12 protein-coding genes, 1 pseudogene and 1 riboswitch are annotated in these 15,408 nt (G+C 37.3%); of the genes and pseudogenes, 4 read left to right on the top strand and 9 right to left on the bottom strand.

Annotated elements, in window-relative coordinates; genetic code table 11:
- Positions 1-141: 141 nt before the first annotated feature.
- The 3 genes from ACQ86H_RS13010 to ACQ86H_RS13000 are packed head-to-tail and all read right to left on the bottom strand — an operon-like array spanning position 142 to position 3,057.
- The gene (locus tag ACQ86H_RS13010) at positions 142-1,005 is read right to left on the bottom strand and encodes a YncE family protein (RefSeq protein WP_431295116.1); all 864 of its coding nucleotides are present in this window, start codon (positions 1,003-1,005) and stop codon (positions 142-144) included.
- A 19-nt stretch (positions 1,006-1,024) separates the two neighbouring features.
- A complete protein-coding gene (locus ACQ86H_RS13005; RefSeq protein ID WP_431295115.1) occupies positions 1,025-2,050 on the bottom strand; it encodes a TonB-dependent receptor domain-containing protein in 1,026 nt (341 codons plus the stop codon).
- Entirely contained in the window at positions 1,939-3,057 is a 1,119-nt protein-coding gene (locus tag ACQ86H_RS13000) for a TonB-dependent receptor (protein ID WP_431295114.1), read from the bottom strand. Before ACQ86H_RS13000 ends, ACQ86H_RS13005 begins: the two co-directional genes overlap by 112 nt.
- 95 nt (positions 3,058-3,152) lie before the next feature.
- Positions 3,153-3,348, bottom strand: a riboswitch (cobalamin riboswitch).
- An 85-nt stretch (positions 3,349-3,433) separates the two neighbouring features.
- On the opposite strand from ACQ86H_RS13000, the gene ACQ86H_RS12995 reads away from it, so the two are divergent.
- Together ACQ86H_RS12995 and ACQ86H_RS12990 are read left to right on the top strand one after the other, a co-directional pair.
- On the top strand, positions 3,434-4,681 hold the full coding sequence (locus ACQ86H_RS12995; protein ID WP_431295113.1) for a serine hydrolase: 1,248 nt from the start codon (positions 3,434-3,436) through the stop codon (positions 4,679-4,681).
- Positions 4,682-4,796: 115 nt separating this feature from the next.
- Positions 4,797-6,200: a sigma-54-dependent transcriptional regulator gene (locus ACQ86H_RS12990; RefSeq protein ID WP_138821543.1), complete on the top strand. Its 1,404-nt coding sequence runs from the start codon at positions 4,797-4,799 to the stop codon at positions 6,198-6,200.
- Positions 6,201-6,323: 123 nt separating this feature from the next.
- Here the strand turns inward: ACQ86H_RS12990 and ACQ86H_RS12985 are convergent, their stop codons facing one another.
- From ACQ86H_RS12985 to ACQ86H_RS12960, 6 genes and pseudogenes are all read right to left on the bottom strand, one after another.
- Entirely contained in the window at positions 6,324-8,114 is a 1,791-nt protein-coding gene (locus ACQ86H_RS12985) for a chloride channel protein (protein ID WP_431295112.1), read from the bottom strand.
- A 75-nt stretch (positions 8,115-8,189) separates the two neighbouring features.
- A complete protein-coding gene (locus ACQ86H_RS12980) occupies positions 8,190-8,912 on the bottom strand; it encodes an RluA family pseudouridine synthase (RefSeq protein WP_138821545.1) in 723 nt (240 codons plus the stop codon).
- Positions 8,913-9,144: 232 nt separating this feature from the next.
- Positions 9,145-9,833 (bottom strand): annotated as a pseudogene (locus ACQ86H_RS12975) (response regulator transcription factor).
- A 103-nt stretch (positions 9,834-9,936) separates the two neighbouring features.
- Positions 9,937-11,049 carry a redoxin domain-containing protein gene (locus ACQ86H_RS12970; protein ID WP_431295111.1) on the bottom strand — a complete coding sequence of 371 codons (1,113 nt, stop codon included), beginning with the start codon at positions 11,047-11,049 and terminating at the stop codon, positions 9,937-9,939.
- On the bottom strand, positions 11,049-12,512 hold the full coding sequence (gene gatB, locus ACQ86H_RS12965) for an Asp-tRNA(Asn)/Glu-tRNA(Gln) amidotransferase subunit GatB (protein ID WP_138821547.1): 1,464 nt from the start codon (positions 12,510-12,512) through the stop codon (positions 11,049-11,051). The genes ACQ86H_RS12970 and gatB overlap by 1 nt, the downstream gene beginning before the upstream one ends.
- 111 nt (positions 12,513-12,623) lie before the next feature.
- On the bottom strand, positions 12,624-13,772 hold the full coding sequence (locus ACQ86H_RS12960; RefSeq protein ID WP_246862793.1) for an ATP-binding protein: 1,149 nt from the start codon (positions 13,770-13,772) through the stop codon (positions 12,624-12,626).
- Positions 13,773-14,122: 350 nt separating this feature from the next.
- Here ACQ86H_RS12960 and ACQ86H_RS12955 point away from each other — a divergent pair, with 350 nt between their 5' ends.
- Positions 14,123-14,632, top strand: coding sequence for a hypothetical protein (locus ACQ86H_RS12955; RefSeq protein ID WP_431295110.1), 510 nt, complete (start codon positions 14,123-14,125; stop codon positions 14,630-14,632).
- 203 nt (positions 14,633-14,835) lie between these two features.
- Positions 14,836-15,345 carry a hypothetical protein gene (locus ACQ86H_RS12950; RefSeq protein WP_431295109.1) on the top strand — a complete coding sequence of 170 codons (510 nt, stop codon included), beginning with the start codon at positions 14,836-14,838 and terminating at the stop codon, positions 15,343-15,345.
- Positions 15,346-15,408 lie beyond the last annotated feature (63 nt).

Below are 15,408 nucleotides of genomic sequence, written 5' to 3'. Positions count from 1 at the left end.
TAACATAATCTCTGGCATCGGTCACAAAAACATCCCCCGAGGTAGGATCTACAGCAATACCGTAAGGAAGCGTAATCGAAGCCTCTGTGCCATCGGCGATAAAATTATTGCTCGCAACCGTTTCATCTTTTACGTTAAGTTTTACGTATGTTGACTTTGAAGTACTGTAGCTGTAAGAAAAAGGTAGGCATCATCTTCATTAATCCAAAAATCGCTTACCGGAATATTGAAGTTCTTTTTAACGGCATCAGTCTTAGTATCGATTACATACAGAGAAGAGGTTACATCTGCATAATCACCTCTTGAGGTTACATAAACATCGCCATATTTATCGGCTTTTAAGTGGTGCAGATTAATGGCTACATCAATCTTCTTTATTTCGGTATTGGTAGTTAAATCAATTACCGATACCGTTCTGTCGTAATTTGGATAGTTATAACCGCCCGAGTTGGCCACATACAATTTATTGCCTACAACCGCCATTTCTTCGGGTTGGTTACCTACCATAATTTTAGTTTTTATGGTACTTAAAGAAGTGGTATCAACCATGGCTACGTAACCATCGTAAGAGGTGATGTAAGCAAAGTTCTTATAGAAGGTTACATATCGTGGGTTATTGATATCCAATTTGGCTACCTGCCTGGCATTGCTGGCGTTCAGGATTTCAACTTTATTACTTCCGTTTACCACCACATACATTTTGGCACCATAAATTTTAACGTCGTTACCAACATCACCAAGTCCTAAAGTAACAGTTGGGTTAGCGGTACCAAATATATTCCTGGTATATTTACCATCATCGTAGCTATAATAATCTAACGATGATTTGTTAGAACCCCAGTTTCCTTCATTTAAAACATATAAGCCTTTTACCATCAATGATGGAGTTTTGGTCCCCTGCTCCGAATCTTCATCTACAGGAGTGTCCTTTCTACAGGCAAATGAAAGGGCAGTTAAAAGCAATAATCCTGTGAGTTTAAAAAATTGTTGTAATTGATGTTTCATATCGTGATATTAAATTGGTTTAAAAATTAGTGGATAAAGTAAAACGGTAGTTTCGTCCCGGCATCGGATAATTCAGTACCACATCGTAATACTGGTTAAAAACATTATTGATTTCAGCATTGAAAAAGAACCTGGTTTGCTGGTACGCGAAATTTGCACCAATGGACACGTCGTGCGTATACCAGGGTTTGACATAGTTAGCCGCGATATTAGCTTTTTGACTATACCTTTCGCCGGTGTAGATGTAGCTATAATTAAACACCAGCTTTTTATAGTCAATGCCAAACCTTGCAGATCCGCTGTGAACAGGAATGTAAGGGATCTGATCACCATACCGAAAAGCTGTTGCACTAATATCTACTGCCTTTTCGAAAGTATAATTAGCACTTGCTTTCAACTTTAGCTGGGCAGCCAAATCCCAAACAGTTTGAACATTCGTTTCGAAACCTTTAATCTGCACGCGATCGAGGTTAACCATCGTCCACCGGCCTAAATTATTACCCGGAATGGCCACAATTTTATCTTTTACCAGATTGTAGTAGGCATCAGCCTGAATAGATAAATAAGCCAAACGTTTACCATTTGATGTATGTCCGTAAGTAAAACCTAAATCGTACTGGTTGGTATATTCTGGTTTGAGTTTGGTATTGCCAATAAATGTATAGTACAGATCGTTAAAAGTTGGCATGCGGAAAATAGATTTGTAAAAACTGCGAATTCTGAAATCTTTGGTTTGAAGAGGTTGCCACGAGGCCATTAAACTCGGTGTATATTCTTGCCTGTTGGCAGACTGATCGCCATTCTTAACTTGCTCTGCAATCAGGGTTGCCAAAATATTGCCCTGAATGATTAAGCTGTTTAAATTTATGGCACTAGCCAACACCACCAAACCAGTATTGCGGCTTGGGTAAGCAAAATCGTATAAATTGGCATTCAGTCTTTGTAAACTGTAGTCTGTGGCGAGGGAAAGCTCCCAGATTTTCGATATTTTATACAGATTGGCTGCAGAAATGTACCATTCGGTTTCGGTATAGCGGTTATCCAAAAAGCCATTTTGTATTTTAAATTCCGGATCGAGGTAACGCATAAAACTGTACGCATATTTCGTGTTGAACATAAAATTGTAGCGTGCACTTTTTTATTTTGGTACGAAGCCTGAACAAAACTATTATCATCACATTGGCGTTGCGTAAAGGTAAACCTGTTCGAAACAATAGCTCCGGGCAGTCCGCGGGCCGAATTGTAGTTATATAGTTTAATGCTCCATTTACTGCTATCAGGTAATAATCCAAACAAAGTAGCTTCTGCTCTTGCCGATTTAACATCGCTATTGTTCCGGATAATGGTCGTATCATAAGCCAGTTCTTTATACCTGAACCTATATTTCCCGTTCGATTCTAAATAGCTCACATCTATAAGGAAGGAGATTTTATTGCTGATTTTTTGTTTATAACTGAGATTGGGATTAATTAATCCAAACGAACCTGTTTTAAAACTAGCGCCAAAACCATACTTTTTCCCGGAACTAAAAATAGGTTGCGCAGTTTTGAGATAAAGTGCACTTGCTGCTGCAAAACCTCTGGCCGGCATCAGTAACTCGGGCTTCTGACCAACGTAAACGGCAATTTCTTCCAGATTATCTAACGAAAATCTGCCTAAATCTACCTGCCCGTTTTGGGCATTACCCAACTGAATACCATCGTAAAATACAGCCGTATGGTTACTGCCCATGCTCCTAATATTAATGGTTTTTAAACCACCAATACCTCCGTAATCTTTTAATTGTACGCCCGCAAAATAACGTATGGCATCAGCAACCGACAGGCTGTTTAAGCGTTTTAATTCCGATCCGATAAGGATTTGTACCGGAGTTGGTGATAAGTTAACCCTTGAATTTTTATATTCAGTTATTTTAACTTCCTGAAGTTGATTGGCCTTTGCAGTATCTATTTGTGCTACCGAAATACCGGGCAAAAAAATGCCAATACTCAATATGAATGCAAAAGCAAAATAAAACCCGATGTTTAATAAAACACCTTTAATTTTAATCATTTGATTGTGAGTTTAACCCACAGCCAACAGATAGAAAAGAAATGAAAATACGAAAAACGTAAGTACCTCACCCCTAGCTTCAATCCCCGAAAGCTATGAAATATAATGCTAAGGCAGGTCTTCTGACTTACTCCCGGTTTTCCTGTCTTCCCATCCCGATGTATCGGGCCAGTGACAAATTGATTGGAAATCCGTTAAGGAGCTTACAGCTGCGGGACAGTTACAGATTTACACTGTATTCCCTTTTAATTCCGGGTGTAGAACCGGAAACCAAAAGCGCTGCAAAAGTAACAAAATTAACCAACATGTAAAATAGATGAATGGAAAACGGTATTTCTAGTATAAAAAGTTAAATTAGAAATAAAATTTTTCGACCATGAAAAGGATTTTAACCCTTGCATTATCAATGATCTGCTTATCTGTTATGGCGCAAAAAACCGATACGCTTTTTCTGAAAAAGCTAATGGAGAGCAAGCCTGAACTTTTTACGGCTGTACTTAACCATCCTGGTAAAAACCAGATTCAGATTCTTTATAGCCAGGTTAACCGCGATGCAAAGAATATACCCACATTTAAAACATTTAGCTATAATTTAGATCCTCACCATTATTTTTACCCGGCCAGTACGGTTAAGCTTGCTGCAGTCATTTTTGCATTAGAGAAAGTAAACCTCCTAAAAAGTAAAGGCTTAACGGCAAAGAGCACGATGATTACTGATAGTTCATTTAAAGGACAAACGAAAGTTTTAACAGACACGAGTGCTAAAAATAGGCTTCCATCAATAGAACACTATATTAAAAAGATTTTGCTCACCAGTGATAATGATGCCTTTAACCGTTTGTTTGAATTTATTGGCCGGGCAGAGATCAACGAAAAATTAAAAGCAAACGGCTTAAACGATAGCCGGATACTTAACCGATTGGCTATTGGCGATGCAGGAGAATCGGCCAAACACAGCAATCCCATTAAGTTTTATAATGGTGACAAATTAGTATATGATCAACCTGCGCAATACGACCCAAAAGAATATGAATTGAAATTGACCAATCTGGTAATGGGTAAAGGCTATTTGGACAGTGCCGATAAACTAGTGAATAAACCATTTAATCTGGCAGGAAAAAATGCCTTTGCCGTAAACGATCAGCAAAAACTAATGCAGAAACTGATCTTTCCTGAAGCTTTTCCAACCAATGAAAGATTTAACCTGACTACAGAAGATTATAAGCTGAATTATACTTACATGAGCAAATATCCAACAGAAAGCGATTATCCTAAATATGATCCTGAAGCATTTTGGACAACTTATGCCAAGATGTTGTATTATGGAAGAGAGCAGGTAACACCAGATTCAAACATCAGGATTTTTAATAAATATGGCGATAGCTATGGCTACATTATCGACAACTCTTATTTTATTGACTTTAAAAACGGAATTGAGTATTTTTTAGCTGCAGTTATACAGAGTAATGAAGATGGCATATTTAACGACAATAAATATGACTACGATACAGTATGTTTTCCCTTTATGAAAAATCTGGGCAAAAGCATTTATGAAGTGGAATTAAACCGAAAGAAAATGCACCAACCAGATCTGAGCAAATTCAAACTCGATTATTCCTACTGAGACCAAAACCTTTCAGCCCTTTTCAGGTTTATAGCGTATTAATTGTATAAAAAACTATACATTAATTAAAAAATAATATATTCGCATTTCAAAAATTAAAGAATACATATCTCTAATGGCTAAATTATTAATAATTGACGATGAGCGTGCGATAAGGAGTACCTTACGCGAAATTCTGGAATATGAAAATTATGATGTTGAAGATATCGACAATGGTATCGACGGCCTCGAAATGATCAAAAAAGGAAATTTCGATTTGGTTCTTTGCGATATCAAGATGAATAAGATGGATGGTATGGAAGTGCTCGAACAGGCACAGCTTATCAAGCCTGACCTACCATTTATTATGATATCTGGACATGGAACCGTTGAAACAGCCATCGAAGCCAGTAAAAAAGGAGCCTTCGATTTTATTTCGAAACCACCTGATTTAAACCGTTTACTGATCACTGTCCGTAATGGTTTAGACCGGGGAAATTTAGTTACGGAAACAAAGGTTTTAAAGCGTAAAGCGAGTAAAACCCGTGAGATTTTAGGCGAATCTGAAAGCATTTCTAAAATTAAAGAAACCATTGAACGTGTTGCGCCTACCGAAGCCCGCGTATTAATTACTGGTGCAAATGGTAGCGGTAAAGAATTGGTAGCACGCTGGTTACACGAGAAATCGAACCGTGCAGACAGTCCTTTAATCGAAGTAAACTGTGCTGCTATTCCGTCAGAACTAATCGAAAGTGAATTGTTTGGTCACGAGAAAGGTTCTTTTACCTCTGCTGTTAAACAACGTATCGGTAAATTTGAACTGGCTAATGGCGGAACTTTATTTTTGGATGAGATTGGCGATATGAGCCTCTCTGCCCAGGCAAAAGTTTTGCGAGCTTTGCAAGAGCATAAAATTTCGCGCGTGGGTGGGGAAAAGGAAATTGAAGTAAACGTTCGTGTTTTAGCCGCAACCAATAAAGATTTATTGAAAGAAATTGAAGATGGTAATTTCCGTATGGACTTGTACCACCGGTTAAATGTGATCAATATTCATGTCCCACATTTAACAGAGCGTACAGATGACATTCCTGTTATTGCCCAGAACTTTTTAGAAAATATCTGTAGCGATTATGGAATGCCGGTTAAGAAAATAAACGAAGGCGGAATGTCTGCACTACAAGCTTTACCATGGACCGGTAACGTACGTGAGTTACACAATATGATTGAGCGTTTGATTATTTTAAGTGATAAGGTGATTACAGAAAATGATGTACGTGCATTTGCTAATCCAGGTGGTGGCACGAACATTGGCGCTGCAACCAGTACACAGATTGCAGGTGCTGGCGGATCTAACCTGGCTTCCTCTTTCGATTCGTTTAATAATTTTCAGGATTACAAAGATTATGCGGAACGCGAATTCATCAAGTTTAAGTTAGAGAAAAACAATTGGAACGTGTCAAAAACAGCAGATGAGATTGATATCCAAAGAAGTCACTTATATAGTAAAATTGAAAAGTTCGGCTTGAAAAGAGCGGAATAAGTTGAACTAATTTACAAATCGTCATCTCGACTAAAGCGTAGCGAAATGGAGAGATCTATTAAATTATTTGCTAATAGATTTCTCCACTGCGTTCGAAATGACAATATCATAGGATTTAGGGGATCAACCCATGTAATCATTTTGCCTCATCAGCAATGCTCTGTATTTATTAAAAATTGCTGTTTTAGAAACAAAACCCAAATATTGGTTTTGCGCAGTTAATACGGGTAAAATCCATACATTATCCTGTTCCATTTTCTCCAATACCATTTTCAGATCATCATTTTCTGTAATTGTATTCGGTGCAGGCTGAACCAAATGAGAAGCCATTAAATTTCCCTTATCCGGATGATTGATCATCTCATTAAATAGTTCTTCAATATAAATAATCCCTTTAAAATCACCCAGTTCATCGATAACTGCACAGATATTTTTATGCGATTGCAAAATTTCATTCATTTTTACCGAAATCAAGTCATTCATCTGTAACTGAGGATAGCTTTTTTCAATCAGGTATTTCAACTTCATCTGATTTAAAACCGTGGTATCTTTGTCCTCATGTGATAACAACTCGCCTTTGTCTGCCAGTGCTTTTGTGTAAATAGAGTGTTTTTGCGAACTTCGGTTAATGGCGTAAGAAATTGCTGTGGTAATCATCAATGGCACCATTAAAATATATCCACCCGTAATTTCAGCAATCAGAAAAATACCCGTTAAAGGGGCATGCATAATCGAACCTAAAGCTGCGGCCATACCAGCTACAATAAAATTAGATACGTTTAGTTGTGCTATACCCGATAAATTTACCACATAAGCAAAGATAAACCCGATTAAACCGCCCATAATTAAACTGGGCGCAAATGTGCCACCATTACCACCAGCACCTAAGGTAACCAGAGTAGCAATCGATTTCATAAAAATGGTGACTACCGTAAATAGCACAACCACGGCCGAAATTGAGCTGTAATCAGCAAAAATACTGTTGTTAATTACGGTGTGATAATCGCCTTTTAATAATCCTTTTATCGTGATATACCCTTCACCATATAAAGTTGGAAATAGAAATACTAAAGCGCCCAACATTAAACCACCTACAATTACTTTGGTGTAGGGATGTTTAATTTTATAGAATAACCCTTTTACCGCGTAATTTGCTTTGGTAAAATAGATGGAGAATAAACCAATAAAACAAGCCAGTATGACATAGTAAAACAAAGCATTAACTTTCCAGCCTTCAGTAACCAAAAAGAAAAGCTGCTGGGTATAAAATAATCTTGCTACTACAGCTGCCGTTGCCGCCGATAACAGCAGTGGAATAAATGCGGGGATGGTAAACTCAGGCAATAGAATTTCGATGGCAAAAACAATTCCCGCTACCGGGCTATTAAATGCTCCTGCTATACCAGCTGCTGCTCCACAAGCCACCAACATGGTAATTTCGCGGTATGATAAACCCAATACACGGCCAAGATTAGAGCCAATGGCTGACCCACTGGTTACAATTGGTGCTTCCAAACCTGTAGAACCACCAAAACCTACCGTGACTGCTGCGGTTATAATCTGCGAATAAATATTGTGTGCTTCTACCTTACTCGATTTTTTTGAAATGGCATAAAGTAAAGGGGTTAAACCCGTTTCGAACTTTGTTTTGCGGATAAAGTATTTGATGTACAGCACCGTTAGGAAAATACCGATCATCGGAAAAATAAAATACAGGTAGTATTTGTATTTCCAATGCCAATCAGACTGTAGAAATTCTTCGATGTGGTGGGTTAAACTTTTTAAAGCAGCGGCAGCTAATCCGGCCAAAATCCCGACAATTACAGCAAGGATAACTAAGAAATTACGGTTTGATATTTTAGATTTCCGGTACTGGTTAATCTTATCAAGGTAATTTACAAATCTGATGTACATTCTATTGTTTTTTAAATAGAGGGCGATGCCCAAAAGTAACAAAAACAAAGGGAGAAGCCAATTTAAAGGCTTATTTTATGCATCAAATTTGTCCAATAATTTAATTAATGTTGCAAAATCTTTTGGGTATGGTGCATCGATCACAATATCCTGATCGTTAAGTCCTTTAAAAACCAAATGGCGGGCATGTAAAGCAAAACGTTTCATGATTGGTTGCTCCTCTTCACCCTTGGTTAATTTATACCCCCTTTTAATCGAAGAAAGAAAAACCGGTTTACCTTTATACATATCATCACCCACAATAGCCGCCCTTTGCGTAGCCAGGTGAATACGGATCTGGTGCATGCGGCCTGTTATTGGCTTACATTCCACCAAAGTATAGTGTTTGTAGTATTTTAATGAGTCGAAAATAGTCTCTGCTCTTTTACCTTCCGCCCTGTCAATAGTTACGTTTTTATTGCCGTCGTTTAAAATAGGCAAGTCAACCGTAAGCTGGTCAAAAATTACATGTCCATCTACTACCGCATGATAAGTTTTATTCACCTTTCTTCTTTCAAACTGCATAGAAGCATGGCGGTAACCTTCAGGATTTTTAGCAATAATTAAAGCGCCAGAAGTTTCTTTATCCAAACGGTGACAAACCTGTGCATCATCACTGTATTGTTTAGCTAAGCGTAATACATTGGTTTCTCCCGATCCACCACGCTCATCAAGCGAGGCTAAAAATGGAGGTTTATTGATCACAATAAAATCGTTGTCTTCGAAAAGAATAAGGTCTTTAAAATTTGGAAATTTCAAACTGTGCTGTAATTAATGAAGCGCAAAAATACGATTTTATTTTTATTGGTTGCGGAATTAACCACAGATAAAATGGATGAACACAGATAACAAGATAAAGAAAACGGCAAGAACTTATGAGGCTGTCTTCCTGAACTTGGTTCAGGATCTATTAACAGGCATAAAAAAACACAGATTAATCATCAGAAGAAAATCTGTGTTAACCTGTGTCTATCTGTGGTAAAAATAATTTTTATGATAGTTCAAACTTATATCCTACCCCTTTTACGGTTGAAACGTAAGTTTCTCCTAATTTTTCTCTTAATTTACGGATGTGCACATCAATGGTTCTATTGGTTACCACTACCGAGTCTTCCCAGATATTTTTCAGGATCGATTCGCGTGTATATACTTTTCCTGGTTTTGAAGCCAGTAAATACAATAGCTCAAATTCTTTTTTAGCCAGTACTACTTTGTTACCACCTTGAAAAACCAGATAAGCTTCACGATCGATTACTAAATCGCCAATTTCCAATTTGTTTTCAGATACTTCTTCAGTCCCTGTATTTCTTCTTAATATCGCGTTAATGCGGCTAACCAGGGCACGTGGTTTAATCGGTTTTGCGATATAATCATCGGCACCAACATTAAAACCTGCTATTTCAGAATATTCTTCACTTCTGGCGGTCAGGAAAACCATAAAAGTGTTCTTAAATTCAGGAATTGCGCGCATTAAACGGCAAGCCTCAATCCCATCCATTTTAGGCATCATAATATCCAGGATAATTAAATCCGGATGAACCTTTTTCGCAACAGTAATTCCTTCCTGGCCATTGGTAGCTGTGAAAACCTGATAACCCTCTTTTTTAGGTTATATTCAATAAGTTCCAGAATATCTGGTTCATCATCAACAATTAATATTTTCTGACCTGCGTTGTTCATAGTTAAATATTTGTTACGAAAGTAGTGTCTATGATGCAATATTTAGTTAAGCCTAAGTTAAGAAATTGTTAATTACTTAAATTAGTTTAACATGGAATTTGTTTTAACGTAACGTTTTGGCTAAAAATGCTTCTAATTCATCACCACGCAGGTTTTTAGCTATAATTTTTCCCGATGGATCAACGAGATAAGAAGTCGGGATAGCCTGTACCTGATATTTTTTTACCGTTTCGCCATTAAAATCTTTTAACTCAGAAACGTGCGTCCAGGTTAATCCGTCTGCTTTTACCGCACCTAACCATGCTGCTTTGTCAGTATCTAATGAAATACCAATGATATCGAAATTTTTGCTTTTATATTTATTGTAAACCTTAACTACGTTCGGGTTCTCCTGGCGGCATGGCTGGCACCAGGATGCCCAAAAATCGATCAGCACATATTTTCCTTTATAATCTGATAAACTTACTGGTTTGTTATCTGCAGTACTAATTGTAAATGCAGGTGCAACCTGCCCCACCTGAACCGCCTTTAAAAGCGCCATCTGTTTTACAAAAGCATCAACAGTAGCATTGCCTTTAATTTCTTCTTTAACCTCATCAGCAAACTGTACAAGCTCTGCTTCAAATTCTTGCGGACTCAAAGTATTCATAGCATAGAAACTGGCGAGTGTACCTTTATTGTCTTTAGCAAATTTTATAATCTGTGTGTTCAATTGATTGATGTACGACTCGTACTGAGGTTTCATCGATTCTAGCACAGCTGCCCTGTTTTGAGGTTGTGTTGCCACTTTTGCTTCAAAATCTGCCTGTAGTTTTTCTACCTGTTTGGCAAAATTATTTCTAATGGCATTTAGTTCTGATAATTTTTCTACCTCATTTGCACCTGAAATTTTATAAGCCATGGTTTTATCGGCCAAATCAGCAGCTAATTTAATTTCATCGCCATTTTTTGCAATTAACATAAACTCATGGTTACCTACTGATACCCTAAAGAAATCAACAGATGGAGTTTTACGGATAAATTTAAATTCACCTTTTTCTGATAAATTAGTTGAATCGATTGCAACCATATTGCTATTTTGCATGCCGTATAAAAATACTTTCTTTTCCTTGCCCGGATTTTGGAAAGTTCCGTCAATGGTAAAGCTATCTTTTGGTTTACATGCTGTGAAAGCAATCGCGATCAGCATGATCAGGCTCAATTGTTTTAGTCTCATTATTTCAGTTTTTCAAGTATTAATTCATTTAATTTTTTAGCATCGGCTTTTCCTTTGGCTAGTTTCATTACCTCGCCAACAAACAAACCTAAAACGCCCTTTTTACCTTTCTTGTACGCTTCTACCTGTTGAGTGTATTTACTTAACACTTCATCAATAAAACCACTTAATTCATCTCCATTTTCGGAAATAAGCAAGTTTAATGATTGCGCTAAGTGTTTCACGTTTGCATTTTCCACCGATTCAACAGCTGGCAATAATTGTTGAATAGCAATCTGTTGAGTAATTTTTTTATCATCAACTAAATTAATTGCCTCAGCCAACTGTTCAGGTTTTACTTTAAAGTCGGTAATGCCAATCCCTTTTTCATTTAAAACAGCCCTTATCGGACCGATTAACCAATTGATCAGGCTTTTTTTATTGTTTACAACCGGTTTGGCTGTATTAAAATAAACCAGAAGATCTAAATCTTCAGCAAAAAGTGCCGCATCGGCTTTACTGATTCCAAATTCGGCAATCATTTGCTCCGAAATTTCGTTTGGCAAAGCAGGCATCAATGATTTAATTTCTGCCAACCAATCATCTGAAATATAAATAGGCTGTAAATCAGGATCAGAAAAATAACGGTAATCATTGGCTTCTTCTTTGGTACGCATTGGAGAAGTAGTCCCTTTATCAGCATCAAAATTCAAAGTACTCTGAATAATCCTTCCACCATTGCTAATCACTTCTACCTGGCGGCCAAATTCAAAATCCATTGCTCTACGTACGTTACGCATCGAGTTTAGGTTTTTTACTTCGCAACGGGTTCCAAATTCAGTAGTGCCCTGCGGACGTATAGAAATATTGGCATCGCAACGCAAACTACCTTCTTCCATATTACCGTCACTTACATTTAAATGCCTTACCAGTTTCCTGATTTCACTCAGCAATACAGAAGCTTCTTCCGAACTGCGAATATCTGGCTCGGTTACGATCTCTATCAAAGGCACGCCGGCACGGTTTAAATCAACCAGCGAATAGTTATCATCCTGATCGTGGATACTTTTTCCAGCGTCCTCTTCCAAATGAATGCGGTTAATTCCGACTTTCTTCTTAGTACCATCAGCAAGCTGAAGCTCCAAAAAGCCATTTACACAGATTGGTTGATTATCCTGCGTAATCTGATATCCTTTTGGCAAATCGGCGTAGAAATAGTTTTTCCGGTCGAAATGGTTAATCTGGTTAATAGTACAGTTTAAAGCTAAACCAATACGGATAGCTTTTGCGACTACTTCTTTGTTTAATTTAGGTAAGGCCCCAGGCAATGCCAACGAAACCGTAGATATATTTTGATTAGGTAAAGCCCCAAACGATGCGCTATCAGCAGAAAATATTTTCGTATTTGTATTTAACTGAACGTGGATTTCTAATCCTGAAACGAGTTCGAAAACAGTCTGGGGGCTTGTTTCTTGTAAAGGCATTTAAAGCTTCTTATTGTTATAAGTTTTATTAACCAAAGGTTACAGTTCGATACAGATTTGATCTATGGTTAAGTATTAATGTGTCAAATATAGTTATTATTTAGTCTTTCGTTAAAAAAGGCTTGACGGAGAAATTTTTAAAAACTCTTGCCATGGCAATCCTCCGGCTCCCACTAAAAGTATTTTATCTGGCTTATACATTTTGCTAAAGGCATCCATGCCGGAAGTGCCTGTAACCAATCCTGTACTTTTAACTTCTATGCCGATTACTTTACCACGTTTTTCTAAGATGAAATCTACTTCATCATTTCTGTGCCGCCAATAAAATACTTTGTAACCTTCTACAAAAGAAGAATTTAACAGATGTGCTCCTATTGAGGATTCGACCATTCTTCCCCATTCAGCTGGTTTTTTCATTATTTCCTCAAAAAGCTCATTTCGCTGAGCACTCACCAAAGCATTATTATGCACCTGGAATTTAGGGCTTGATGAACGTTTACGGATCACATCAGCCGCAAATTTTTCGATGCCCCCCAGTAAACCTGCAGTATCCAGTAACTGTAAATAGTGCGACAATGTTGTCGTATTGCCAGCATCAGAAAGCTGCCCCAGTATTTTAGTAAACGATAATATCTGACTTGAATATAGGCAGCCCAACTCAAATAAACGTTTCATCAATGCGGGTTTATCAACGCGCGTAAGCATTAAAATATCTTTAGAAATGCTGGTTTCTATCAAAGCATTTGAGACATAGTTTTTCCAGCGCAATTCATCTTTAATTAAAACTGCTGAACCGGGATAGCCTCCAAACCATACATATTCTTCGGCGGTGAAGCCAAAAGCATTTTCCATTTCTGCAAAGCCCCAATGTCCTAGATAAGTTAATTCGAAACGACCGGCAAGCGACTCGGTAAGCCCCTGTTGAATGAGCAGTCTGGAAGATCCCAATAAAATTACTTTTAAGTTTACTCCATTTCGCATGTCTTCATCCCATAAGCGCTTCACAATTTCACTCCAGTTGTCAATCTTCTGAATTTCATCAATAACAAGAAGATATTCATTAACTCCAGGTTCTTTTAATAGTTCTCTGGTATTAAACCAAATCAACTCTATCCAGGTTCTATCTGAAGCAGCAACAGCATCTGCAGATTCGAATATGCAAGGCGTATCAATTTCTTTGATCAATTGACTGATCAAGGTTGTTTTGCCTATTTGCCTGGGGCCAACAAGCACCTGAATAAACCTTTTTGGTTCATTCATAACAGCTACAAGCTTTTGTAAATGAGACCTTTGGAACATACACAACAATTTACTCAATAAACTGAGTAAATTTACTCAATACATAAAGTAATTGCAAATCTTAATGTTGCAATTCTGATAATTAAAGATTTAATAGAAGATACTATCAATTTGATTAACTAAAAATTATTACATAAAGCACTAAATATAAATTAGTTATAGGGATTTTAACAATTTACTCAATACATTGAGTAAAATTACTCAGTAAAATTTAATAGTTAAAAAAATGTTAAAGAGGATTCTGTAATTAAACTACCGCCAGGTGCTGTAGTCTATCTAATCAAACACAAAAGAAACCTTAATTAAAATTTATGAAAAAGTTAGTTTTATTTGCTGCAGTACTGATAGTTTCATTATTCGGCATCAACAATGCAAAAGCACAGGTTAGTTTAAATATTAATATTGGCTCACAACCAATTTGGGGCCCAACAGGTTACGATCACGTAGACTATTATTATTTTCCTGATATAGATGCTTATTATTATGTTCCTTCAGGCCAATACATTTATGCAAATGGCGGACGTTGGATTTGGACAAACCGTTTACCTGCCCAATATGGGAACTTTGATTTATACCGTGCTTATAAAGTGGTAATCAACGAACCTAAACCTTATTTGAGAAATAATATTTATGTGACCAGATATAGCAAATATAAAAACTATAGTGGTCGACAAACCATTATCAGGGATAGCAGAGACTCTAAGTACTTTGTTGTAAAAGGACATCCTAACTATAACCAAAGGCCTGTAAGAAATGTTACCGTTATCAATAACCGTCCTAATCGTGTAGTGCAAAAACGTAACAAGACCAGCTCAAAATAATGGCCGTCCACACTTTAACAATGGTCACGATAACCGTCCGGAGAGAGATAAGAGAAAAGGCCGTGATAATGAACGCCGTTAAAATTGATATTTAGCTGTGATTAAAGGAGTTTCGGAAGAGGCTCCTTTTTATTTATCTGTTACAATAGAAGTTTTGGCACAGCGTTTGAATTATTGAAATACACACAAATAAATAGATTATTATGAAAAAGCTATTCATCATTTCCGCGATTTTAGGTATCGTGGCTTTAACATCTAATCCATCCAACGCTCAGGTAAGTATCAACGTAAATATTGGCGCTCAGCCTGCATGGGTTCCTGCGGGTTATCAGAACGTTGATTATTACTATCTCCCTGAGGTACAATCTTATTATTACGTACCGCAAAGGCAGTTTGTTTATTTGAATGGCAACAGATGGACAAGATCCAGATATTTACCAGCAAGGTACAGAGGTTATGACCTGCGTCACGGACGTAAAATTGTAATGCACGGAAACAATCCATATCGTCATTATAACACACATAGAGTAACTTATGTTAGCCGCAACAACTATTACCGTTCATCATACGGTGGTGGTGGCAGGATCAGATATCGCGGACCAAAAAATCATTACAAACCTCATCATATAGACCACAGATATCATGATAGAAGGGTAAATTCGAGTTTATTCTCCAGGGGGCACCGGGAAAAACATGGTCATGGTAGGCATTAAAATAAAAAAAGAGGCTTTTAGCCTCTTTTTTTATGGATACACCTGTAAGATTGCTTCGTTGTT

The sequence above is a fragment of the Pedobacter sp. P26 genome (genome assembly GCF_050632135.1).
In the GTDB taxonomy this organism is placed as follows: Bacteria; Bacteroidota; Bacteroidia; order Sphingobacteriales; family Sphingobacteriaceae; genus Pedobacter.
The sequence above is the reverse complement of the archived record's forward strand: the minus strand, read 5'-3'. Positions and strand labels throughout refer to the sequence as shown.